Source organism: Anaeromyxobacter sp. Red801 (assembly GCF_049201065.2).
In the GTDB taxonomy this organism is placed as follows: Bacteria; Myxococcota; Myxococcia; order Myxococcales; family Anaeromyxobacteraceae; genus Anaeromyxobacter.
Map to the genome: position 1 here is coordinate 1205521 of NZ_CM181236.1, position 23612 is coordinate 1229132.

General features: G+C 76.1%; 18 protein-coding genes and 1 pseudogene. 8 read left to right on the forward strand and 11 right to left on the reverse strand.

Annotated features, from left to right (window positions below; genetic code table 11):
* Window positions 1-35 precede the first annotated feature (35 nt).
* Window positions 36-1697 carry a maltose alpha-D-glucosyltransferase gene (gene treS / locus ACOQFB_RS05480; RefSeq protein WP_193388348.1) on the forward strand — a complete coding sequence of 554 codons (1662 nt, stop codon included), beginning with the start codon at window positions 36-38 and terminating at the stop codon, window positions 1695-1697.
* On the opposite strand, the gene malQ is transcribed toward treS, so the two are convergent.
* The 4 genes from malQ to aceB form a co-directional block, all read right to left on the reverse strand.
* Complete coding sequence (malQ, locus tag ACOQFB_RS05485) at window positions 1664-3220, reverse strand: 4-alpha-glucanotransferase (protein WP_421608902.1); 1557 nt, start codon at window positions 3218-3220, stop codon at window positions 1664-1666. The genes treS and malQ overlap by 34 nt on opposite strands.
* Window positions 3221-3227: 7 nt before the next feature.
* Window positions 3228-3950 (reverse strand): hypothetical protein, encoded by a 723-nt coding sequence (locus tag ACOQFB_RS05490; protein WP_059437232.1) that lies wholly within the window; start codon window positions 3948-3950, stop codon window positions 3228-3230.
* Window positions 3951-3958: 8 nt separating this feature from the next.
* A complete protein-coding gene (locus ACOQFB_RS05495) occupies window positions 3959-5182 on the reverse strand; it encodes a hypothetical protein (protein ID WP_237757881.1) in 1224 nt (407 codons plus the stop codon).
* Between the two features lie 176 nt (window positions 5183-5358).
* Window positions 5359-8646, reverse strand: coding sequence for a malate synthase A (gene aceB / locus ACOQFB_RS05500; protein ID WP_494492488.1), 3288 nt, complete (start codon window positions 8644-8646; stop codon window positions 5359-5361).
* A gap of 312 nt (window positions 8647-8958) precedes the next feature.
* Between aceB and ACOQFB_RS05505 the strand changes: the two genes are divergently transcribed.
* Window positions 8959-10392: a helix-turn-helix domain-containing protein gene (locus ACOQFB_RS05505; RefSeq protein WP_059437229.1), complete on the forward strand. Its 1434-nt coding sequence runs from the start codon at window positions 8959-8961 to the stop codon at window positions 10390-10392.
* 22 nt (window positions 10393-10414) lie between these two features.
* Here the strand turns inward: ACOQFB_RS05505 and ACOQFB_RS05510 are convergent, their stop codons facing one another.
* Complete coding sequence (locus tag ACOQFB_RS05510) at window positions 10415-11614, reverse strand: hypothetical protein (RefSeq protein ID WP_237757880.1); 1200 nt, start codon at window positions 11612-11614, stop codon at window positions 10415-10417.
* A 378-nt stretch (window positions 11615-11992) separates the two neighbouring features.
* Here ACOQFB_RS05510 and ACOQFB_RS05515 point away from each other — a divergent pair, with 378 nt between their 5' ends.
* Window positions 11993-12403, forward strand: a complete 411-nt coding sequence (locus tag ACOQFB_RS05515) for a response regulator (protein WP_059437227.1) — start codon at window positions 11993-11995, stop codon at window positions 12401-12403.
* 68 nt (window positions 12404-12471) lie between these two features.
* Here the strand turns inward: ACOQFB_RS05515 and ACOQFB_RS05520 are convergent, their stop codons facing one another.
* Window positions 12472-13662: a pyridoxal-phosphate-dependent aminotransferase family protein gene (locus tag ACOQFB_RS05520; protein ID WP_421608904.1), complete on the reverse strand. Its 1191-nt coding sequence runs from the start codon at window positions 13660-13662 to the stop codon at window positions 12472-12474.
* Between the two features lie 323 nt (window positions 13663-13985).
* Here ACOQFB_RS05520 and ACOQFB_RS05525 point away from each other — a divergent pair, with 323 nt between their 5' ends.
* Window positions 13986-15041 carry a class I SAM-dependent methyltransferase gene (locus ACOQFB_RS05525; protein WP_421608905.1) on the forward strand — a complete coding sequence of 352 codons (1056 nt, stop codon included), beginning with the start codon at window positions 13986-13988 and terminating at the stop codon, window positions 15039-15041.
* Window positions 15042-15065: 24 nt separating this feature from the next.
* Here ACOQFB_RS05525 and ACOQFB_RS05530 read toward each other — a convergent pair whose 3' ends face one another.
* Both ACOQFB_RS05530 and ACOQFB_RS05535 read right to left on the reverse strand, forming a co-directional pair.
* Window positions 15066-15809, reverse strand: coding sequence for a 16S rRNA (uracil(1498)-N(3))-methyltransferase (locus tag ACOQFB_RS05530; protein WP_421608906.1), 744 nt, complete (start codon window positions 15807-15809; stop codon window positions 15066-15068).
* Window positions 15810-16051: 242 nt separating this feature from the next.
* The gene (locus ACOQFB_RS05535; RefSeq protein ID WP_421608907.1) at window positions 16052-17509 is read right to left on the reverse strand and encodes a hypothetical protein; all 1458 of its coding nucleotides are present in this window, start codon (window positions 17507-17509) and stop codon (window positions 16052-16054) included.
* A 213-nt stretch (window positions 17510-17722) separates the two neighbouring features.
* Here ACOQFB_RS05535 and ACOQFB_RS05540 point away from each other — a divergent pair, with 213 nt between their 5' ends.
* From ACOQFB_RS05540 to ACOQFB_RS05550, 3 genes and pseudogenes are all read left to right on the forward strand, one after another.
* Window positions 17723-18070: a hypothetical protein gene (locus ACOQFB_RS05540; RefSeq protein ID WP_059439569.1), complete on the forward strand. Its 348-nt coding sequence runs from the start codon at window positions 17723-17725 to the stop codon at window positions 18068-18070.
* Between the two features lie 158 nt (window positions 18071-18228).
* Window positions 18229-18609, forward strand: a pseudogene (locus ACOQFB_RS05545) (GtrA family protein); the annotation flags it as partial.
* 916 nt (window positions 18610-19525) lie between these two features.
* Entirely contained in the window at window positions 19526-20341 is an 816-nt protein-coding gene (locus ACOQFB_RS05550; RefSeq protein WP_494492489.1) for a hypothetical protein, read from the forward strand.
* A 91-nt stretch (window positions 20342-20432) separates the two neighbouring features.
* Here ACOQFB_RS05550 and ACOQFB_RS05555 read toward each other — a convergent pair whose 3' ends face one another.
* Entirely contained in the window at window positions 20433-21002 is a 570-nt protein-coding gene (locus ACOQFB_RS05555; protein ID WP_059439548.1) for a cytochrome c3 family protein, read from the reverse strand.
* An 88-nt stretch (window positions 21003-21090) separates the two neighbouring features.
* A complete protein-coding gene (locus ACOQFB_RS05560) occupies window positions 21091-21759 on the reverse strand; it encodes a trimeric intracellular cation channel family protein (protein ID WP_059439549.1) in 669 nt (222 codons plus the stop codon).
* Between the two features lie 51 nt (window positions 21760-21810).
* Between ACOQFB_RS05560 and ACOQFB_RS05565 the strand changes: the two genes are divergently transcribed.
* Window positions 21811-22524: an RNA methyltransferase gene (locus ACOQFB_RS05565; RefSeq protein ID WP_059439550.1), complete on the forward strand. Its 714-nt coding sequence runs from the start codon at window positions 21811-21813 to the stop codon at window positions 22522-22524.
* Here the strand turns inward: ACOQFB_RS05565 and ACOQFB_RS05570 are convergent.
* Window positions 22521-23579 carry a saccharopine dehydrogenase family protein gene (locus ACOQFB_RS05570; protein WP_421608909.1) on the reverse strand — a complete coding sequence of 353 codons (1059 nt, stop codon included), beginning with the start codon at window positions 23577-23579 and terminating at the stop codon, window positions 22521-22523. The genes ACOQFB_RS05565 and ACOQFB_RS05570 overlap by 4 nt on opposite strands.
* Window positions 23580-23612: the final 33 nt, after the last annotated feature.

Here is a 23612-nt window from a genome sequence, read left to right on the forward strand (position 1 = left end):
ACGGACGCGCGGGCCCGGCCGGCCCGGGGAGGCACATGGCGATCTCGCAGCGCAGGCGGGCAGTCGATCCGCTCTGGTTCAAGGACGCGGTCATCTACGAGACGCACGTGAAGTCGTTCTACGACTCCAACGGCGACGGCGTGGGCGACCTGCGCGGCCTGGTGGAGAAGCTCGACTACCTCCAGGACCTCGGCATCACCTGCCTGTGGCTGCTGCCGTTCTTCCCGTCGCCGCTGCGCGACGACGGCTACGACATCGCCGACTACAAGGGCATCCACCCCGACTACGGCACGGTGGACGACTTCCGCCAGCTGGTGGCGGCGGCCCACGCCCGCGGCATCCGGGTGGTGGTGGAGCTGGTGGTGAACCACACCTCCGACCAGCACCCCTGGTTCCAGCGGGCGCGCCGCGCGCCGCCCGGCTCCCCGGACCGCGCCTACTACGTGTGGAGCGACACGGACGAGCGCTACCGCGACGCGCGCATCATCTTCACCGACACCGAGAAGTCGAACTGGACCTGGGACCCGGAGGCGAAGCAGTACTACTGGCACCGCTTCTTCTCGCACCAGCCCGACCTGAACTTCGAGAACGCGGTGGTGCTGGGCGAGGTGCTGGACGCGCTGCGCTTCTGGGCCGAGATGGGGGTGGACGGGTTCCGGCTGGACGCGGTGCCCTACCTCATCGAGCAGGACGGCACGAACTGCGAGAACCTGCCCGGCACGCACGAGGTCATCCGGAGGATCCGGGCCTACGTGGACCAGCACTTCCCCGGGCGCATGCTGCTCGCCGAGGCGAACCAGTGGCCCGCCGACGTGCGCCCGTACTTCGGCGACGGCGACGAGTGCCACATGGCGTTCCACTTCCCGCTCATGCCGCGCATCTTCATGGCGCTGCGGCTCGAGGACGTGGAGCCCATCGTCGAGATCATGCGGCGCACCCCGGCCATCCCGGACACCTGCCAGTGGGCGCTGTTCCTGCGCAACCACGACGAGCTGACGCTGGAGATGGTGACCGCCGACGAGCGCGACTACATGTACCTCGCGTACAGCCAGGACCCGCGCATGAAGCTGAACGTCGGGATCCGGCGCCGCCTCGCGCCGCTCGTGGACAACAGCCGCCGCCGGATGGAGCTGCTCAACTCGCTCCTGTTCTCCTTCCCGGGCACGCCCATCGTCTACTACGGCGACGAGCTCGGCATGGGCGACAACATCTACCTGCACGACCGCAACGGCGTGCGCACGCCCATGCAGTGGAGCCCGGACCGCAACGCCGGCTTCTCCCGCGCCGACCCCGGCCGGCTCTACTCGGCGCCCATCTCCGACGCCGTGTACGGCTACCAGGCGGTCAACGTCGAGGCCCAGCTGCGCGACCCCTCGTCGCTGCTGCACTGGATGCGGAACACCATCGCGCTGCGCAAGCTGTTCCGTGCGTTCGGGCGGGGCACGATGGAGTTCCTGCCGGTGCAGAACCGCAAGGTCCTCGCCTACGTGCGCCGCCACGACGAGGACGTGATCCTGTGCGTGGCGAACGTGTCGCGCTTCGCGCAGCCGGCGCAGCTCGACCTCTCCCACCTCGAGGGCTACGTGCCGGTCGAGATGGTCGGCTACACCGAGTTCCCGCGCATCGGGCGGCAGCCCTACGCGCTCACGCTCGCGCCCTACGGCTACTTCTGGTTCGAGCTGCGCAAGCCCGCCTGAGCGGGGGCGCGCCCGTACACCGCCGCGAGGCGCCGCAGCCGGGCCGCCAGCGCCGCGTCGAGCGCCTCCTCGCGCACGCGCCAGCGCCAGTTGCCGCCCAGGGTGGCGGGCGTGTTCATGCGCGCCTCCGAGCCGAGCCCCAGCGCGTCCTGGAGCGGGAACACGGCCGTGTCCGCCACCGAGGCGAGCACCGCCCGGATCATCGCGCCGGGCACGTCGCGGCCGTCCACCCCGAGGTACTCGAGCGCGAACGCCTTCTCGCGCGCCACCGCCTCGGCCGTCCGCACGCTGTCGCCGGCGCCGCCCCGCCACCAGCCCGCCACCGTGTCGTTGTCGTGCGTCCCGGTGTAGGCGACGAGGTCCGGCGCGTAGTTGTGCGGCTGGAAGGTGGGCGCCTGCGGGTCGTCCCCGAACGCGAACTGCAGGATGGCCATGCCGGGGAGGCCGAAGCGCCGCCGGAGCGCCTCCACCTCCGGCGTGATGACGCCCAGGTTCTCGGCCACGAACGGCAGCGGGCCGAGCGCGCGGAGGAGCGCCTCGAACAGCCGCGCGCCCGGGCCGGGCACCCAGCGGCCGCGCTCGGCGGTGGGCGCGCCGGCGGGGATCTCCCAGTACGCCTCGAAGCCGCGGAAGTGGTCGAGCCGGATCCGATCCACCAGCGCGAGCGCGCCGCGCACGCGCTCGATCCAGAAGCGCCAGCCCTCGCGCGCCACCGCCTCCCAGTCGTAGAGCGGGTTGCCCCAGCGCTGGCCGGTGGCGCTGAAGTAGTCGGGGGGGACGCCGGCGACGGCGGCGGGCTCGCCGGCGGCGTCGAGCCGGAACAGCTCCGGCCGCGTCCACACCTCGGCGGAGTCGTGGGCCACGTAGATGGGCAGGTCGCCCATCAGCTCGATCCCGAGCGCGCGGCAGCGTGCGCGCAGCGCCGTCCACTGCCGGAAGAACGCGAACTGCGCGAAGACCTCGGCGAACACCTCGTGCGCGAAGCGCGCCCGCGCCGCCTCCAGCGCGGCCGGCTCGCGCCGGGCGAGGGGCGCCGGCCAGGCGGTCCAGGGCCGGCCGCCGTGCGCCGCCTTCAGCGCCGCGAACAGCGCCCAGTCGTCCAGCCAGGCCGCCTCGCGCGCGCGGAAGTCCTCCAGCTCCGCGGCGCGCTCGCCGTCCGCGCCCGCCCGGAACGCCCGCGCCGCGCGCGCCAGCCGCTCGCGCTTCCACTCCAGCGCGGCGTGGAGGTCGGCCCGGTCCGGCTCGCCGGCGGGCGCGCCGGAGAGGTCGCCGCCGTCCAGCCAGCCCTCGCTGCGGAGCACCTCCAGCGAGACCAGCAGCGGGTTCCCCGCGTGCGAGGAGAGCGCCTGGTAGGGCGAGTCGCCGAAGCCGGTCGGGCCGAGCGGCAGCACCTGCCACAGGCGCTGGCCGGCGTCGGCGAGCCACCCGGCGAAGCGGTGCGCGGCGCCGCCGAGGTCGCCCGCGCCATGGGGCCCGGGCAGCGAGGTCGGGTGCAGCAGGATGCCGGAGCGGCGATCGCGCATCGGGGCCCTAGAGGTGCTGGATGCGCCGCGGGTTCTCGCGCGGGTCCTCGGTCGGGTGCGGCCCCTCGGCCGGGAGCTGCCGGTCGAGCGCGCGCGAGACCGCGTCGCGCGCGCCCAGGCCGAGCGCCAGCGACGCGGTGAGCACGAGGCCGCCGAGCACGATGCCGAAGGCCAGCGTGGGCAGGCCGCCGCCGACGCCGACGTGCTCGAGCGCCATGGCCGCCGCGAGCACGAGCAGGAACCACTTCACGGCGAGCGACAGGGGCCGCGCCTGCCGGATCCCGAGGTTCACCGCGCCGATGAGCACGCTGCGCTCGAGGAACCGCGCCGCGCCCACGCCGACGAGGAGCACCACCGCGCCGACCACCAGGCGCGGCAGGAAGGCGAGCAGCGAGTGCCCCACGGCGGTGGTGGTGGCGGCGCCCAGCACGTCGAGCGAGAGCGCCACCGACAGCAGCACCAGGAACCAGAACGCGCCGCGCGCCACCAGCCAGGAGGGCTCGTGCTGCGGCTCGATCCCGCGCCCGGTGGTGAGCCCCCACTCGCGGGCCCGGCGGTCGAGCCCCACCCGGGCGAGGAGCCGGCGCAGCCCGGCCCGGACCGCGAAGGCGAGCGCCACGCCGCCCGCCAGCACCACCACCATGGCCACGAGCGCCGGCAGGTCCGCGGCGAGCGCCGCCCCCAGCCGCCCGAACGCCTCCGCCAGCACCTGCGAAACGCGCTCCCACATGGCGCCTCCTAGGGCGTGAAGCGGTCCGGCCAGCGCCACCTCGAGATGAGGTAGGGCTTCTCCGCCTCGAACGCCTCGCACAGCCGCTCCACCCGCGCCTCCGTCTCCGGCCGCCCCAGCCCGCCCACCTCGTTCACGAAGCTGGCCACCCAGCCCAGGTACAGGGGCGTCATCGACCGCAACAGCTGCTCCCGATCCATGATCTTCACGCGCCAGCCCACCGCGAAGTCGTAGACCACCCGGGCCCAGACCGCGTCGGGCATGCGGAACGCCTCGGGCGGATCGCGGGCGATGCGCTGCAGGGCCAGCATGGTCTGGGGCGGCAGCACCGCGCCCCACAGCGCGCGCAGGTCCTGCCAGCCCAGCTCGAACGCGGACACCAGCGGGCCGGCCGCGGGCGGCGGGTTCGGCTCGCCCGGGAGGTGCTCCTCGCCGAACGTCGGGACCGGGCGCGAGCCGCGCACGCGCTGCCAGCGCGGCGCGTGCAGCGCCATGTCCTGGAACACCGTCCCGAGCACGCGCGCGACCGCCTGCGAGACGTCGGCGGGCTGCGGCGGCGGGCGCGTGCGCGGCCCCAGGTACACCTGCGCGATGCGCGTCTCGTGCGCGGCGGCCTTCGCGATGACCCACAGGTCCGCGGTCGCGCTGGACGGGTCGGTGCGCCAGGCGCCGTCGGCGAGGAGGCGCTCGGCGAGGGCGCGCGAGACCACCACCTCGCGCCCGAGCGGCTGCCGCAGGCGCTGGCCGAACAGGGCGCGGGTGAGCGGGTACACCACGCCGGTGACCAGCACGCCGTCGAAGCGGCCGCGGGCGTACGCCGGCGCGACGAGGTCGAAGGAGCCGTCCAGGACGGGGTCGAGGAGCTGGCGCATCCAGGTCGGATCCGCCGGGCGGGGCATGGGCTCGAGCAGGGCGCAGGCGGGCGCGCCGAGCGACAGCTCCACCTCGAGCAGCGTCGGCAGCGCCGCCTCCAGCCCGTCGTGACTCCCCGTGTAGACCGCCGGGGGCTCGCCCTCCGGGGAGGCGGGCGCCAGCAGGTCGCCGGGGGGCGCCGCGCCGCGGGGGTCGCCGGTGAGCACCACCGCGACGGCGGGCCGGGAAGGGTAGGCGGCGCGCAGCGCGGCCTGGAGCGCCTGCGCCGACTCGCTCGCCGCCAGCCGATCCGGTTCCGCGGGGACGCCGACCACGAGCTCCGGTGCGAGCGCCTCGCCCGCTCTGGTGGGATCGAGCACGCCCGACAACGTAACCGATTCCGGCGGGAACGGCGGGGTCTCGTTGGCGCACCGACCAGCGCGGGGCCGGAGGGGAGCGGCCGGCCGCGCGGGGCGCGGCGGGCCTCGAGGCCACGCGCCGCCCGGCCCCCTCCCCGCGGGCGGCGGGGAGGGAGCGGGCGGCGGAGCGCCGGGCGCTACGCGAGCGCCGGGACGAGCAGCAGCTCCTTGCGCTCGTGGTCGGCGATCTGCGCGGCGACCTCGCTCGCCAGGCGGCCGAGATCGGCCGGCGCGGGCGCGGACGGGCCGCGGGCGCGCTCCACCAGGCCGGTCACCAGCCGGAGGATCTGCTGGTGCTCCTCGACCATCCGCTTCAGCTCGGCGCGGCGCGCCGGGCTGCGCGCGCCCACGATCCCGTACAGGCCCTTGGCGTGCTCCTCGTGCGCGAAGTGCTCGCGCAGCGCCTGGGCCAGCTCCTCCAGCGCGCCGGAGAGCGCGGGCCCGTCCGCGGCGCCGCGCACGCGGGCGACGAGGGCGTGGAGCCGCTCGTGGTCCGCCTCGATGGCGCGGGCCACCTGCTCCGCGCCGTGCGCGGGCGCCGCCTCCGCCGGGTGGAACTGCGCCGCCTCGGTGGAGCCCTCCAGCGCCAGCGTGGAGGAGGTGCCGCCGGAGACGGCCTGGGCGACGAGGTCGAAGTAGCCGGTGCCGACCTCGCGCTGGTGGCGCGTGGCGGTGTAGCCCTGCGGCTCCGCCGCGAACTCCGCCTGCTGCAGCTCGGTGTACGCCGCCATGCCGCGCTCGCGGTAGCCGCGCGCGAGCTGGAACATGGAGTGGTTGAGCGCGTGGAAGCCGGCCAGCGTCACGAACTGGAACTTGTAGCCCATGGCGCCGAGCTCGCGCTGGAAGCGGGCGATGGTCGCGTCGTCGAGCTTCTTCTTCCAGTTGAAGGACGGCGAGCAGTTGTACGCGAGCAGCTTGCCCGGGAACCGGGCGTGGATGCCCTCCGCGAAGCGCTTCGCCTCGTGCAGGTCGGGGGTCTGCGTCTCGCACCAGACCAGGTCCGCGTACGGCGCGTAGGCGAGGCCGCGCGCGATGGCGGTGTCGATGCCGGGGCGCAGCCGGTAGAAGCCCTCCGGCGTGCGCTCGCCTTCCTCGAGGTACGGGTGATCGTACGGGTCGATGTCGCTCATGATGAGCTTCGCGCCCTCGGCGTCGGTTCGCGCCACGATGAGCGTCGGCACGTCCATGACGTCGGCGGCGAGGCGCGCGGCGGTGAGCGTGCGGACGAACGTCGAGGTCGGGACCAGCACCTTGCCGCCCAGGTGGCCGCACTTCTTCTCCGAGGCCACCTGGTCCTCGAAGTGCACGCCGGCCGCGCCGGCCTCGATCATCCCCTTCATCAGCTCGAAGGCGTTGAGCGGCCCGCCGAAGCCGGCCTCGGCGTCGGCCACGATGGGCGCGAACCAGTACGTGCCGTCCCGGCCCTCGGAGTGCTCGATCTGGTCGGTGCGCTGCAGGGCGGCGTTGATCCGCCGGACCACCTCGGGCACCGAGTTGGCCGGGTAGAGGCTCTGGTCCGGGTAGGTCTGCCCGGCCTGGTTGGCGTCGGCCGCGACCTGCCAGCCGGACAGGTAGATGGCCTTCAGGCCCGCCTTCACCATCTGCACGGCCTGGTTGCCGGTGAGCGCGCCGAGCGCGTTCACGTACGGCTCGGCGTGGAGCAGCTCCCACAGGCGGAGCGCGCCCATCCGCGCGAGGGTGTGCTCGACCCGCACGCTGCCGCGGAGCCGCTCCACCTCGTCGCGCCCGAAGCGGCGGACGATGCCCTCCCAGCGGCGCGGGTCGGGGTGGTGCGGCCCGGGGGCGGCGCCGGCGGGCTCGCCGCCGGCCAGGATGCGCGCCCGCTCGTCGGCCCGCGCCTCGAGGAGGTCGTAGGCGGGGAGGGTGATGAACTCGGTGAACTCGGCCTGGGTGCTCATCCGCTCGAACAGCGCGCGCGCGTCCTCGAAGCGCCCGCCGGCGAAGCGCGCCTCCCCCACCTCGAGGCGGATCCGGTCCATCTCCTCGGCGAGCACCGCGCGGAAGCGCTCGGCGGTGAGCGGCTGGCCGTCGTCGAGCGCCACGCCGTGGTGGATCCACTGCCAGGCGAGGGCGCGCGAGATCTCGGCGGTAGCGGCGTCCTCCATCAGGCCGTAGAGCGGGACGCAGCCGGAGCCGCGCAGCCAGGCCTCGATGTACTGCACCGAGACGCGGACGTTGTGGCGCAGGCCGGCCTCGGTGCGCGTCCCCTCCACCGGGCGGAGCAGGTCGCGGGCGCCGACCCGCACGTCCTCGCGCCTCCGGCCGATCTGGTTCGGCCCTTCCATGTGCTGGTCGAAGACGGCGCGCGCGACCGGGACCAGGCCCGGGTGCGCCACCCAGGTGCCGTCGTGCCCGTCGGTCACCTCGCGGAGCTTGTCGGCGCGGACCTTGGCGAGCGCGGCCTCGTTGGCCCCGGCGTCGTCCTTGACCGGGATCTGCGCGGCCATGCCGCCCATGGCGTGCACGCCGCGGCGGTGGCACGTCTGGATGAGCAGCTGCACGTAGGCGCGCAGGAACCCCTTGTCCATCGTGACCTGGGCGCGGTCCGGCAGCACCGCGCGCGCGTCGGCGCGCAGCCGCTTCACGAACGAGAAGATGTAGTCCCAGCGCCCGCAGTTCAGGCCGGCGGAGTGCTCGCGCAGCTCCCAGAGGATCTCGTCCATCTCGAACGCGGCGGGGAGCGTCTCGATCAGGCAGGTCGCGCGGATCGTGCCGCGCGGGATCCCGAGCGCCGCCTGCGCGTGGACGAAGACGTCGTTCCACAGCCGCGCCTCGAGGTGGCCCTCCAGCTTCGGCAGGTAGAAGTACGGGCCGGTGCCCTTCGCGACCAGCGCGCGCGCGTTGTTCCAGAAGTAGACGCCGAAGTCCCACAGCGCGGCGGTGGCAGGCCGGCCGTCCACCAGCGCGTGCCGCTCGAGCAGGTGCCAGCCGCGCGGGCGGACCATGAGCACGGCGGTGCGGTCCTTCAGGCGGTACTGCTTCCCGTCCGGCGACGCGCACGCGATGGTCCCGGCCACCGCGTCCCTGAGGTTCACCTGCCCCTCGACCACGTTCTGCCAGGTGGGCGAGCTCGAGTCCTCGAAGTCCGCCATGAACACGCTCGCGCCGGAGTTGAGCGCGTTGATGATCATCTTGCGGTCGGTCGGCCCGGTGATCTCGACCCGCCGGTCCTGCAGGTCGGCCGGGATGGGCGCCACCGTCCACTCCGACTCGCGGACCTCCTCGGTGGTGGAGAGGAACGCCGGGCGCTCGCCGGCGTCCCAGCGGCGCTGCAGCTCGCGCCGGCGCTCCAGCAGCTGCTCCACCCGCGGGCGGAAGCGGCGCACCAGGTCGGCCACGAAGGCCAGGGCGTCGGCGGTGAGCACGGACTCGTGTCCGGCGGGGAGGGGGCCCCGAAGGTCCATCCGGGGGGGAGCGGCGGGCGCTGCGCGTCGGTCGTCTCGGGCATCGTGTGTGTTCCTCCTGTGCCCGGAATCGTTATCGTGATTTGGATCAAGCACAATAGCTGCTGTGATTCCGAACAGTTAAGCTGTCGGCGGGTTGTCAATGGGGCGCGGTCAAGCCGTAAAGCTTGAAAATGGCGTGCTGCGCCATGATGTTCGCGTGGCCACCGCCCGGCCGCCCGGCAGCCTGCCGCGCCGGCCGCGCCCCTCCGCGCCCCGACCCGGCGCGGGAACGGCGCCCCGTGCGGCGCGCGCGGTGGCGAGGAGGCGGACATGCGCGAGCCCGGCCAGCACCTCGGCGCGAAGGTCCGGGCGCTCCGGCGCCAGCGCAACCTCACCCAGGCGCAGCTCGCCGATCGGCTGGGCATCTCGGCGAGCTACCTGAACCTCATCGAGCACAACCGGCGGCCGCTCCCCGCGCAGCTGCTCATCAAGCTCGCGGACCTGTTCGAGCTCGACCTGAAGTCGCTCTCGACCGAGCACCACGCGCGCGTGGTGGCCGACCTGATGGAGGTCTTTGGGGATCCGCTGTTCGAGCCGCACGACGTCACCAACGCGGAGGTGCGGGACCTCGCCTCGTCCTCGCCCACCGCCGCCCGCGCGGTCCTGTCGCTCTACCAGGCGTACCGCGCGGCCCGCGAGGCGTCGGACACGCTCGCCGCGACGCTGTCCGACGGCGACCTCGACGGCGTGGACTCCTCGCACCTGCCCACCGAGGAGGTCTCGGATCTCGTCCAGCGGCACATGAACCACTTCCCGGAGCTGGAGGCGGGCAGCGAGGCGCTCTGGCGCGAGGCGCGGCTCGACCCGGACTACCTGTACACGAGCCTGGTGCGCTTCCTCGGCCAGCTCGGCGTGACGGTCCGGATCGTCCACACCGCCGAGGCGCGCGGCGCCATGCGGCGCTACGACCCCGAGGCGAAGGTCCTCCACCTCTCCGAGCTGCTCCGCCGCGGCAGCCGCAACTTCCAGCTCGCCTACCAGATCGGCCTGCTCACGCAGGCGGACGTGCTCGATCGCTTCGTGGCCGACCCGCACCTCACCAGCGACTCGTCGCGCGCGCTCGCCCGCGTGGCGCTCGCGAACTACTTCGCCGCGGCCGTGCTCATGCCCTACGGGCCGTTCCTCGAGCAGGCGCGCGCCGAGCGCTACGACCTCGACCTGCTCGGCCACCGGTTCCGCACCAGCTTCGAGCAGGTGTGCCACCGGCTCACCACGCTGCGGCGGCCCGGCGCGGAGGGCGTCCCCTTCCACCTGGTCCGCGTGGACATCGCCGGGAACATCTCCAAGCGGTTCTCCGCCTCCGGGCTCCGCTTCGCCCGCTTCTCCGGCGCGTGCCCGCGCTGGAACCTGTTCGAGGCGTTCACCACGCCCGGCCTGGTCCGCACGCAGCTCTCGCAGATGCCCGACGGCGCGACCTACTTCTGGATCGCGCGCACCATCAACCGCGAGGGCGGCGGGTTCCACGCGCCGCGCTCGGTGCTCGCCATCGCCATGGGGTGCGAGGCCTCGCGCGCCCGCGAGCTGGTCTACGCGGACGGCGTGAACCTCGAGGCGCGCGAGGCGGTGGTGCCGGTGGGCCTCACCTGCCGCCTGTGCGAGCGGATGGACTGCGAGCAGCGGGCGTTCCCGCCGCTGCAGCATCCGCTCAAGGTGAACGCGGACGTCCGCGGCGTGTCGTTCTACGCGCCGGTCGAGGGCCGCTGAGCGGCCGGCTCCGGGGACGGTCCTACCCCGCCACCTCCAGCCGCTCCGCCGCGCGCTCCAGCAGGATGGGCCGGGCGGCGGGGCGCTCGGCGACGCCGCGCGCGCCGGCCGCGGCGCGGCGCAGGTACGCGTAGCGGTCCAGCTCGAGCGCGCCGGCCAGCGCCTCGGAGAGCCGCTCCAGGCGCCGGGCCTCGGCCCGGGCCGCGCGCTCGTCGGCCTCGTCGGCCTCCACCGCGCGCCGCTCCAGCGCCCGCAGGCGCCGCCGCACCTCCTCGCGCTCCGCCTCCACCCGCGCCAGCGCCGCCTCGGCCTCGGCGACGACCCCGGCGCGCCGGCCGCGCTCGACCATGTCGCGCGTCCGCTCGCGGTCCCACTCCAGCGCCGCCGCCTCGGCCGCGTCGCGAACCGCCGCGCGGCGCGCGGCCTCGCGCAGGCACGCCACCGCCGCGAGCGGCACCGCGAGCAGCAGCACCCCCTCCGTCCAGCGCCCGGGGGCGGCGCCCGACGCGGCCACGGCCGCGGCGAGCGCGGCCGAGCCGGTGGCGCCCATGCCCAGCAGGAGCCCACGCCGCGCGGCCGCGGCGCCGTCCGCGACCTCGACGGCGCGGCGCACCGCGACCCCGAGCAGCGCCAGCACCGCGCCCGCGGCGCCGGCCGCGAACGCGAGCGAGAGCCCGGCGGCGAGCGGGGCGCGCTGCAGCGCCCCGGGGAGATCGTCCACGGAGAGTCCCGCCGCGCCCAGGACCGGACGCGCCAGCCGCCAGGTCTCGGCCAGCAGGAGCGCGAGCGCCGCGCCGCGCAGCGCCAGCACGGGGAACGGAGGGGGCACCGGGGGGCGCCCGAGCTGCTCGGCGGTGGCCTCGACCTCCACGGGCGCCGTGATCGCGCCCCGGGCCAGGTCCTCGGCGAGCGTGCGCGCCGCGGTCTCGATCCGCTCGCGGGCCGCCGCCGAGCGCTCCGCCAGGGCGTCGAGCGCGGCCTCGTGGTCGCGGATCTCGCGCAGCGCCCCGGCGCCCTCGCGCTGCACCAGCGTGCGCACCCAGCGCGGCTCGCCCCCGCGCCCGGCCGGCATCGCGCCCAGGGCGGACGAGGGCTGCGGGCGCGCGCGCACGACCGGCTCGCCCCCGTCCACGTCCACCACCACCGGGAGCGCCTCCAGCGGGACCGGCAGCCGGGCCGCGTAGCGCGCCAGCCGGTAGCGGAGGAAATCCTCGAGCCGCACGCCCGAGCGCACCGCCAGGCGCGCCTCGAGGGCCGTCCCCAGCCGCGATCGGGGCAGGCGCGGCGCGCGCGCGGACGACCCCGGGCGGCCGGCGCCGGGCCTCGCGGGACGGAGCGATCGGACCGCGTCGCCGAGTCCGTCCAGCAGCCTTCGAAGCCCCGCCGCGCCCCCGCCCCAACCTGCGATCACCGCTGCTCCACGCATCGCGCGCTCGCCTCCTCGACCCCTGTCCTCGCGGAACCTAGGGAGGCCACCGGGGGCGGGCCAGCGGTACCGGCGGGGCGGCATCGGACGAGGGGGCCCGGCTCCGGCCCCGCGATGCACCGTCGCCGGGCCACGGGATAGCTGCGGCGCGAGCGACGGGGCTACCGTGCCTACATGGACGCACCGGCTCCGCACCGGATCCTGGTGGTCGACGACAACGAGATCCTGCGCACGCTCCTGGCGCAGGCGCTCGAGTCGGGCGGCTACGTCGCGCTCGCGGCCGATTCGGCCGAGAGCGCGCTCGACGTGGCGCGCTTCGACCCGCCGGACCTGTGCGTGGTGGACGAGGTGATGCCCGGCATGAGGGGCAGCGACCTCATCCGCGTGTTCCGCGCCTCGCCCGACCCGCGGCTGCGCAGCCTGCCCATCATCGGGCTCTCCGGCGTCGCCGGCGGGGACCGGGCGCTGCTCGAGGCCGGCGCGGACGTCGCCATCCGCAAGCCGTTCGCGGAGGGGCCGCTCCTCGAGCTGGTGCGCCGCTGCCTCACGCGCGTGCCGGCGCTCACGCTGGTTCACTCGGCGTAGCTGCCGCGGAGCGTGCAGGTCGCACCGCCCCGCGGGCGCGGCGTCGCCGCGCCTGCGGATCCGGGCGTTCAGCTCCTCGCGTACGACTCGAGCGCGGCGGCGAGCGACGCGCCGACGCGGGCGAGCTTGCCCTGCTTCGCGAGCGCCTGCTCGATCGCGGCGAGCACCGCGAGCACGTTCTCCTGCCGGGCCGACTCGCCCATCAGCCCGATGCGCCAGACCTTGCCCGCGAGCGGCCCGAGCCCGCCGCCGATCTCGATGGAGTGGTCGGCGAGCAGGCTCCTGCGCGCGGCCGCCTCGTCCACGCCGGCCGGCACCTTGATGCAGTTCAGCGACGGCAGGCGGTGGCCCTCCTGCGCCTGCGGCTCGAACCCGAGCGCGCCGACGCCGGCCATGAGCGCGGCGGAGTGGCGCCGGTGCCGCGCGAAGCGGGCCTCGAGCCCCTCCTCCAGCACCAGGCGCAGCGACTCGCGCAGCGCGTACACCATCGAGATGGGCGCCGTGTGGTGGTACACGCGCTTCCCCTCGGCCCAGTAGTCCGCCACCATCCCGGCGTCGAGGTACCAGCTCTGCACCTTGGTCTTGCGCGCCTTCACCGCCTCGAGCGCGCGCGGCGAGAGCGTGAGCGGGGCCAGGCCCGGCGGGCACGACAGGCACTTCTGCGTGCCGGAGTAGCACGCGTCCACGCCCCACGCGTCCACCTCGACCGGCACGCCGCCGAGCGAGGTGACGGTGTCCGCGACCAGCAGCGCGCCGTGCGCGTGGCACAGGGCGCCGAGCCCCTCGAGCGGCTGGTGCGCGCCGGTGGAGGTCTCGGCGTGGACCAGGGCCACCACCTTCACCTTGCCCTCCTTCTTCAGCGCCTCCTCGATGCGCGCCGGATCGCAGACCTCGCCCCAGGGCACGTCGATCTTCACCAGCCGGGCGCCGCAGCGGCCCACGATGTCGGCCATGCGGCCGCCGAACACGCCCGCCACCACCACCACGGCGGTGTCGCCCGGCTCGAGCAGGTTGACGAGCGCGGCCTCCATGCCGGCCGAGCCGGTGCCCGAGACCGCGATGGTGAACGGGTTCTCGGTGCGGAACACGGCGCGGAGCTGCGCCTGCACCTCGTTCATGATCTCGAGGAACTTCGGATCGAGGTGGCCGAGCAGCGGGGTGGACATCGCGCGGAGCACGCGCGGGTGGACCATGCTGGGACCGGGGCCGAGGAGCAGGCGCAGCGGAGGCGCCAGCTCGGAGACGACGGGGGTGCTCATGGAGACCTCGTGGCGCCGGCGCGGGGCCGGCCTGGGGAGAGGAGGTCGACGAGATTACGCCATCGCCGCGGGCCCGCGCGACCCCGGAGGGGTTTTGCCGGGCCGCGCAGCCCCGCACGGCGACCCTCGTCCGCGCGGGATGGCGGCGCGCTCACCCGCCCGGCCGCTGCCAGGCCAGGGCGCAAGGGCCGTCTTTCACCCCGCCTTGCCGTGGTCGCCGCGCGGCGCGCCGGTGAGGTTGGCGGGCACCGCTGGCGCCGCGCCTCCGCACCTCGATCGCACTCCGCCGGGCCGCCGGCCGACGCGGACACGTGGAGGATCCGATGCAGCTGAACGAGGACAGGCTGAACCAGTTCATGGGCAAGGTGCTCGGCGAGATGGGCGCCGCGATGAACGCGGCGCTGGTCATCGTCGGGGAGCAGCTGGGGCTGTACAAGGCGATGGCGTCGGCGGGTCCCATGACGCCGGCGCAGCTCGCGGAGAAGACCCACACCGACGCCCGCTACGTGCGCGAGTGGCTGTGCGCGCAGGCGGCGGGCGGCTTCGTGGAGTACGACGCGAGCGCCGGCACGTTCACGCTCCCCGACGAGCAGGCGTTCGCGCTCGCGATGGAGGACAGCCCCGCGTACATCCCCGGCGCGTTCCAGATCATCAGCTCGGTCGTGAAGGACACGCCCAAGCTGGTGGAGGCGTTCCGCACGGGCGACGGCGTGGGCTGGGACGAGCACGACGCCTCGCTGTTCGAGGGGACCGAGCGCTTCTTCCGGCCGAACTACGCCGCGCACCTGGTGGGCGAGTGGCTGCCGGCGCTGGACGGGATGGAGGCGAGGCTGCGCGCGGGCGCGCGCGTCGCCGACGTCGGGTGCGGCCACGGCGCCTCCACCGTGCTGATGGCGGAGGCGTTCCCGCGCTCCACGTTCGTGGGGTTCGACTACCACGGTCCGTCGATCGGGACGGCGCGCCGCGCCGCGACCCGGCGCAAGCTCGCGAACGCGAGCTTCCAGGTGGCGACCGCGAAGGACTTCCACGGCGAGCCCTACGACCTGATCGCCTGCTTCGACTGCCTGCACGACATGGGCGATCCCGCCGGCGCGGCGGCCCACGTGAAGGAGATGCTGAAGCCGGGCGGGAGCTGGATGATCGTGGAGCCGTTCGCGAACGACCAGGTGGAGAAGAACCTGAACCCGGTGGGCCGGGTGTTCTACTGCGCCTCGACCATGATCTGCACCCCCGCGTCGCGCGCGCAGGAGGTCGGCGCGTGCATGGGCGCGCAGGCGGGGGAGGCGCGCACGCGCGCGGTGGTGGCGGAGGCAGGCTTCCGGACGTTCCGGCGCGCCACCGAGACGCCGTTCAACGTGGTGTACGAGGCCAGGCCGTAGCGACCGCGCCGGGGCCGGCCCGGGTCAGCCCGGCCGGCCCCCACCGCGCAGCCAGAGCTCGGCCTGGCCGACGGCGTACGGCACCGCCGCGTCCACGCGCAGCACGCGGGGGCCGAGCGTGAACGGGGCGAACCCGCGGTCGCGCAGCGCGGCGGCCTCGTACGGCGTCCACCCGCCCTCCGGGCCGATGGCGAGCGCGGCGCGCGCGCCCGCCGGCGCGAGCGCCTCCAGCGGCGCCGCGCCGGCGGGGTGCGCGAGGAGCCGGTCGCGCTCCGGGAAGCGCGCGTCGAGCAGGTCCTCCACGAACGGCTTGAAGAACCGGTGCAGCTCCACCTCGGGGAGGATCGTGTCGCGCCCCTGCTCCAGGCCGAGCAGGAGCTGCTCGCGGACGGCCTCGGGCGCGAGCAGCGGGGAGGCGAAGTAGCTCTTCTCCACGCGGTAGCTGCCGAGCAGCACCAGCCGCTTCACGCCCATCGAGGCGGCGGCCTGCAGCACCTTGCGCAGGATCTTCGGGCGGGGCAGGGCGAGCAGGAGCGCCACCGGGGCGGGCGGCGGCGGCGCGCGATCGAGCCGCGCCGCGACGACCACCTCGTCCGGCGCAGCGGACAGGATCTCCGCCTCGCCCATGTCCCCGCCGACCACGCCGGCCTGGAGCCGGTCGCCGGCGCCGGCGCGGAGCACCTCCAGCACGTGGCGCGCGCGCCGCCCGGCCAGCCGGGCGGTGCCGCCGGCGGACAGCTCTCCGGGCTCGAGCAACAGGAGGTTCACGCGCGCGGACCCTGTCCGAGCGGCGACGGGCTGTCAACCGGAACGGGGCTGCGCCCCGCCCCACGGAGCGGAGCTCCGCGGGGCCCCACCTTGCTGCGCGGGCCCCGTGACCTCGCGCGCCCGCTGACGCGGGTGCGCGCGAGGTCCCCGCGGGCGCGGCTGCGCCGCGCGGGGAACGGGGCTGCGCCCCGTCCCACGGACCCTGAGCCTGCCGAAGGGGCCGCGGGGCCCCACCTTCAGCATCACGACGCCAGGCGGCCGCCCTCCGGCACGGGCACCGCGACCGGCGACGGCGGCGCGGCCTCGGGGCGCGGCGGCTCGGGGCGGCGGCCGTCCCCGCCGGCGCGACGGCGCGGCGGGGCGATGAGGTCGGTGGCGCCGCGCGCGGCGGCCTGGCGCAGGAACTCGTAGCGGTCGAGCTCGAGCGCGCTCACCAGGCTCTGCGCCACCCGCGACAGCTCGGCGCGGCGGCGGCGGAGCGGCTCGGACGCGAGCCGGACGGCGGCGGCGGCGCGCGCGCCGATGGTCCGCAGGCGCCGGCGGGCGGCCTCGCGCTCGCGCTCGAGGTCCTGCTCCTCGGCCTCCGCCCAGTCCAGCTCCTCGAGGCGCCGCGCGCGATCGGCGAGCGAGCGGGCCCGGGTGCGATCCCACTCCAGCGCGTCGGTGAGCTCGAGCCCGCGGCGCGTGGCCAGCGAGCGCGCGGCGCGGAGCGCGAGGGCGGCGCCCACCGGCACGGAGGCGAGCAGCAGCGTGGAGACGGCCGGCGGCAGCCCGCCGATCCCGCCCGGCAGCGCGGCGACCGCCGCGGCGAGCCCGACGGAGAGCAGGGCGGCGCCGGCCGCGCCCGCCGCGGAGTAGCGGCGGCGCGCCAGGTCCTGCTCGCCCGAGGCGAGCACCGAGGCGGCGTCGAAGCCGGCCCAGGCCAGCGCCAGGAGCGCGCCGGCGATGCCCAGCGCGAACGCGAACGCGAACGCGGTCTCCGCGGGGTTGCGCGCCGCGGAGGCGCCCAGCGTGGCGGGGTCCACCCCGGCCGCGCGCAGCAGGGGCAGCGCGATCTGCCAGGTCTCGGCCGCGATCGACGCGGTCGCGAAGGCGCGCAGGCCCGCCTGCGGCATGGCGCTCGACACCGGGGGACGCCCGAGCTGCTCGGCGGTGGCCTCCACCTGCGGCGGCGCGCACACGGTCCCCGCCGCGACGTCGGCGGCGAGGCGGCGCGACAGCTCCTCGGCGCGGCGGCGCGCGGCGTCCGCGTCCACCTCGATCGAGGCGAGGCGGATCTCCAGCTCCGCGACCTCCTGGCGCACGGCCGGGCCCTCCACGTGCACCAGCGCGGCGAGCCAGGCGTCGCCGTCCGCCGGCTGCTCCGCCGGCCGGCGCTCCGGGGCGGCCTCGCCGACCAGGATCTCCCCGTCCTCGACCTCGACGGAGAGCGGGAGCTGCGCGCGCGGCACGGGCAGCGCTGCGGAGTAGCGCGCCAGGCGCGAGCGCAGGTAGTCGTCGAGCGGGACGCCGGCGCGGACCGAGACGCGCGCCTGCCAGTAGGCGGCGGCCCAGCTCCGGCGGACGGTCTCGAGGCGCGCCGGACGGGCCGAGCGGAGGGGCGGCTCCTCCGACATGCCGAACCAGCCGCGCAGGCGCCGGGGCAGCGCGCCGGGCGTCAGCGGCTCGGCAGCGGGGCGGTGCGGACGATCCTCGATCACGGTCTGGTCCCTCCGTATGCCCGGTGGGTAAGCATGCCGGCGGGCGCTGGCTCCTCCCTGCGTGGGCCCCGCGCCGCCCTGCGCCCCACCACGGCGCCGGTTTCACCTCCCCATGCAATACCTCCCGGCGCGCCGCGCGCATCCCGCATCCGTACGTCGCTCGCACATGGCTCGCGCGGGCGCGCGCAGGCCCGCTCGGTTACAATCGTTCGGATGGCCTCCGAGGCGCCCCCGCCGCACTGGACCCTCATCTCGGTCCTTTTCTCCTCGATCCCGCTCTCGCCCTCGCTCGCCGCGACGCTGCACGAGGGCGCGCTCGACCTCTACCGCCGCGACGCCGCGACCGGTCCCGTCGCAGGCGACCTGGCCACCGGCCGCATCGTGAACCTCAAGAAGACGCTCCAGCTCGGGGCCATCACCGGGCCCGCGTTCGAGGCGAAGCTCGACACCGAGCGCGGGAGCGGGACCGTGCGGTACCTGCTCACGCGGCAGGGGCTGGAGCTGGCCGGCGCCGACGCGCCGCCGGTCCCGGCCGCGGCGCGCCCGCGCTACCTGAACTGACCGTCAACGCCCCGCGCGGCGGCGCCGCGGCCGCCGCCGCCGGTGCCCGCGCGAGGCGTACGGCCGCCCGTGCAACCACCGTTGGGCCCTTCCACCCGTGGCGGGATGCCCCCGCCGGCACGGCTCCGCAGCGTGAGTGCCGAGAGGGGAACGGCCCGATGAGGCTCGGCTCGACGATCGAGGACGGGAGGGGTGTACCCGGCGGCGGCCGCCTGGCGCGGTTCGCGGCGGTGGGCGGCAGCGGCGTGGTCGTGAACCTGGCCGTCCTGCACGGGCTGGCGCAGGGGCTGGGGGTCCCCGAGGTGGCCGCGTCGGCGGTCGCGATCGAGGCGAGCGTCCTCTCCAACTTCCTGCTCCACGACGCCATCACCTTCCGCGATCGCCGCGGCCGGCACGGGCGCCTGGCGCGGCTCGGCCGCTACCACGCGGTGAGCCTGGTGGGCGTCGCGATCCAGCTCGGCACCTTCGCCGTGCTGGCGCTCCTCGCGCGCCACGCGCTCGGGCGGCCGTCGCTCGGGGCGCTGCGCCTGCCGGCGCAGGCGGTCGGCATCGCGCTCGCGTTCGCCTGGAGCTGGGCGGGCAGCGCGCGGTGGGCCTGGGCCGGCGCGGGCGCGGCGGCGCGCGGGCCGGACGGCGGTGCGCGCGGGCGTGCCCTGCTCCCGGCGGCCCTGTTCGGCGCGCTCGTCGCGCTGCACGTCCTGCCCATCTGGCTGGTCCGCTACTTCCCCACGCAGGACGGGCCGCTGCACGTCGAGAACGTGCTCGCGCTCCTCCACCACGGCGCCTCGCCGCTGCTCCGTGGCTACTACGAGGCGAACTGGGGCGCGCAGCCCAACTGGCTCACGCAGGCGCTGCTCGCGCCGCTGCTCTCGATCGTCTCGCCGCTCACCGCGGAGAAGCTGGTGCTCAGCGGCTACACCGTGCTGCTGCCGATCTCGTTCCGCGCGGTCCTCCCGCGCGGCGCGCGCGGCTGGTGGGCGTCGCTGGCCGTGTTCCCGTTCGTGCACGCCTACCCGTTCCACATGGGCTTCTGGAACTTCTGCTACGGGCTCGCGCTCGCGTTCCTGGCGGCGGGGTTCTGGCTGCGCACCCGCGGCCGCCTCGGGCCCGGGCGCTTCGCGGCGCTCGCGGTCCTCTCGCTGCTGCTCTACCTCGCGCACTCGGTGGCGTTCGCCGGCGCGCTGCTCTTCGCCGGCGCCGTGCTCGGCCTCCGGGCGGCCCGCTCGCTCGCCCGGGCGCGCCGCCACCCCGCCCGGCGGCGCCGGGTGGCGGCGGCGTACGCGCGCCGCGCCGCGGTGGGGCTCGCCGCGGCGGCGCCGGGCCTGCTGCTCCTCGGGGCCTGGCTGCTCGCGCACCGCGACCGCGTCGGCGCGGATCCCGCTGCCGGAGCTGGCGGCGAAGCTCGCCGCCGGGTACTCGCTCGTCTCCATCGACCGGCGCGAGCTGCCGCTCGGGATGGCGGTGATGCTGGTGCTCGCCGTGGCGGTGGTGCACGCGGCGCTGGTCCGCGCCGGGCGCGGGGCGCGGCTCCGCTCGCACGACGGGTGGCTCGTCGCCGCCGCCGCGTTCGTGGTCCTGTACTTCGCCGTCCCCGACGTGGTGGCGGCGGGCGCGCACGTGTCGGATCGGATGGCGCTGCTCGCGCTGCTGTGCGTCGCGGCGTGGATCGGCGCCGCCGCCGCGGGCCCGGCCGCCCCGGCCCGGCGCGCCGCCGTCGCGCTCGCGGCCATCGCGGTGGTCGCGCTCGGGGTCCGGCTCGACAAGCAGCGGGAGCTCTCGGCCTACCTCGAGGAGTACGCCTCGGCGTCCGCGGCGGTGGAGGAGGGGCGGGTGATGCTGCCGCTGGCGCTCTCGCCGCACGGCCCGCTGGACGCGAACGGGCGGCGCATGGGCTACCGCATCAAGCCGTTCCTGCACGCGACCGGCTGGATCGTGGCGGCGCGCGGCGGCGTGGACCTCAAGAACAGCCAGGCCAACACCGACCACTGCCCGGTGCGCTTCCCCGCCGGCCGGAACCCGTTCCACGTCATCGCGGGCTCGCTGGGGCGGATGGAGGGCGTCCCGCCCTGCGTCGATCTGCGCGGGGCGCGGCGGCTCGGCCGGCTCGACTACGTGCTGGTGTGGGGCGCGACGCGCGAGCTGCTGGCCACGCCCTGCGGCGCCGCGCTCGCGGCCGACCTCGCGGCGCGCTACGAGCCGGTGTGGCTCTCGGCGCCGCGCGGGATGCTCGAGATCTGGCGGCCGCGGGCCGCGGTGGCCGCGGTGCGGTGAAGCGGAGCACGGCGCCGGTCCGTCCTCCCGGAGGCGGTCTCGGGAGCCCGCTCGCCCCGAGCCTGTCGAGGGGCGAGCGGGCAGGTCGCCGCTACTTCTTGGCGGGCGCCGGGGCGGGCGCGGCCGCGCGCTTCGCGCCGGACTCGTCCATCGACGTGAAGAGCGCCGCCTGCTTCACCGTGGCCGCGTCGGCCTTGCCCGGGTGGCACACGCCGCAGAACGCGTCCATCTGCTGGCCCTTGGCGGTGTCCACGCGGAGGTACTTGTAGTTCGGGTTGGACGGGTGCGGATCGTGGCAGCCGATGCACTCGAAGCGCCCGTCGCGCAGCAGCTCGGCCGGCACCTTCGCGACCTTCGGGTTCACGTTCCCGACGCCGTACGGGTGGCTCATGTGGCCCGACACCGGCGCGTAGCCCTGGCCGCCGTCCTTCGAGTCGGCGTGGCAGGCGAGGCAGAGCGCGGTGGTGCCGGAGTACGGCTGCTTGGTCTTGGGATCGAGCGCCTTGGTGTTCGGCGTGACCGCGAAGATGATCTTGCCCTTGGCGGTGTGGATGGAGTGGCAGCCGCCGCAGCCCACGCTGTCGTGGCCGCCCGCGGCGCGGGCGGCGAACGGGACGGCGAGGGCGAGGGCGGCGACGAGCAGGCTGCGGACGAGCGTCATGGAGGCTCCTGGTGCGCGGGGGTAAGTCCTCGGAGGGCGCACCTTAAGGGAAGCCCCGCCGGGTCGGCCTTGACCCGCGCCAAGGAAGCTATCGCTCGCCTGTCCCGTCCTCGCCCGACAGCGCCTCGGTGCGCCAGCCCAGCCACACCGACAGGATCCGGACCGCGAACGCGGCGGCGATCGCGATCAGCGCCGACAGCGTGCCGGGCAGCCCGGCGCCGCGGGTGAGCCCGATGAACACCACCTCGCCGGCCATGGCGGCGAGCGCGTAGAACTCGCCGGGCCGGAACACCAGCGGCACGTCGTGCACCAGCAGGTCGCGCAGCAGCCCGCCGCCGACCGCGTTCACCGCCCCGACCAGGAGCGCGGTGAGCATGGGCAGCCCCGCCGCGATCGACTTGTTGGCGCCCACCACGCCGTAGGTCCCGAGCGCCACCGCGTCCGCGAGCAGGAACGGGATCTGGAACCGGTGCAGGCGCTTGCCGAAGAAGACGCCGGTGGCGGCGCCCAGCGCCACCGCCACCAGGTACCGTCCGTCGGTCACGACGGCGGGCGGGCCGAACTGGAGGAACAGGCCGTCGCGCAGCAGCGCGCCGCCGAGGCCGGTGACGAACGCGAGCACGAGCACGCCGACGAAGTCGTAGCGCTTCGAGATCGCGGCCAGCGCACCGGTCACCGCGAACAGGTAGGTCGCGGCCAGGTCGAACGTGATGTGGAGCTGGAAGGGGTTCTCGAGGAACCGCGCTGCGTGGGGCACGGGCCTCCTTTAGCACGGCCGGACCGGGCCGGCGCGGTAGCATGCGCCGCGATGCGCCTCCCCGTCCGCCTGGTGCTGCTGCGCCCCCGCAACCCCGAGAACCTCGGCGCGGTGGCGCGCGCCATGAAGAACTTCGGCGCCGACGACTGGGCCATCGCCGAGCTGGGGACGCACGACTTCGCGGCCATGCGCCGCGTGGCGGTGCACGCCGAGGAGCTGCTCGACCGGCCGCGGCTGGTGCGCACGCTCGACGAGGCGGTGGCCGACTGCGCCTGGGTGGTCGGCACCAGCTCGCGCGCGGTGAAGGGCAAGCGCCGGCTCCCGCCGGCGGAGGTGGCCCGCGAGGCGCTGGAGCGCGCCGCCGCGGGGCGGACCGCGATCGTGTTCGGCGACGAGCGGAGCGGGCTCACCAACGACGAGGTGCACCGCTGCCACGACCTCTCCGCCATCCCCGCCGGCGAGGCCCAGCCCTCGCTCAACCTGGCGCAGGCGGCCCTCGTCTACCTGTACGAGCTGCGCAAGGCGGCGCTCGCCGCCGCCGCGCCGCCGGCGCGCGCGCCCGACGCGGGCGCGACCGACGCCGAGCTCTCCGCGGTGGAGGACGCGCTCCGCGCCGCGCTGCGCGGCGGGGGCTTCCTGGCCGGGCCGGAGCGCCACGCGGTCCGCGACCTCGCCGCCGCGCTGCGGCGCTCGCGGCTCAGCCGGCGCGAGGCGCGCCTCTGGCTCGCGGCGCTGCGGACGCTGGGGCGGGGCGGGGACGGCTAGCCACCCGCGGCGCGCGCGAGGGGCAGGTCCTCCAGCGTCACCCCGGGCAGCGCCGTGACGAGCTCGGGGCCGTACGCGGACGCCGGGGTCTGCCAGCCGGGCGGCGCGTAGCCGGCGAGCGCGCGCGCGGCGATCTCCACGGCGGCGTGCGCGGTGAACGCGTAGCCCTCGGGGAGCGCGAGGCGCGCCGCCGCCCGCGCGCCGGCCGCGTCCACCGCCTCCGCGTACACGCGGCTCCGCCCGCGCGCGCGGGCCTCCGCGTCCGGGCCCGCCGCGCCGCCGGTCAGGAGGCGCACGGCGAGCGCCCGCGCCCCGGGGAGCGCGAGCAGCGGCGCGACGGCCGGGACGGCGCGGAGCAGGACGCGGCGCGCCTGCGAGGCGCACAGGTACACCGCCACGTCCTCCACGCCGGTCGAGCGCGGCACCGCCACGCGCTCGGGCCACGGCACCTGCACCGCCTGGAGGCGGCCGGAGCCGAGGTCGAACGTCCGCGCGGCGGGCTGGTGCGGGTTCAGCTCCCGGGCGTCGGCGTCGCCCGCGTGCGCCACCACCGTGCGCGCGGTGCCGCGGGACAGGCTGCCGAGCGCGTCGATCGCGATCGCGATGCGGACCGCGCCGGGGAGGCGCCGGGCCACGTGCGCGGCGAGGCAGTCGGTGGGCACCACGTCGAAGGCGGCGCCGGAGAGCAGCATCACGCCGGCCCGCTCGGCGTGGAGCCCCATGGCGGCGAGCGCGCGGTACACCCCGGCCTCGCCGGCGAGGTCGAGGTAGTGCACGCGCGCCTCGAGGCACGCCTCGGCCATGGGGCGCCAGGTGTCCACGTACGGACCGGCGCAGTGCAGCACCGCGCCCGCGTCCTGCAGGCCGGCCCGCAGCGCCTCCGGGTCGGTGAGCGGGAAGGCGCGCCAGGGCCGGCCGAGCGCGCGGCCGAGGCGGGCGAGGCGCTCCGAGTCGCGGCCCGCGAGCACCACCGGCAGGCCGCGGGCCGCCGCCTCGCGCGCGACCAGCTCGCCGGTGTAGCCGTAGGCGCCGTAGACCACGAGGGAGGGGGCCATGGCGCGGAGCCTAGCAGCGATCTCCCGGGTAGA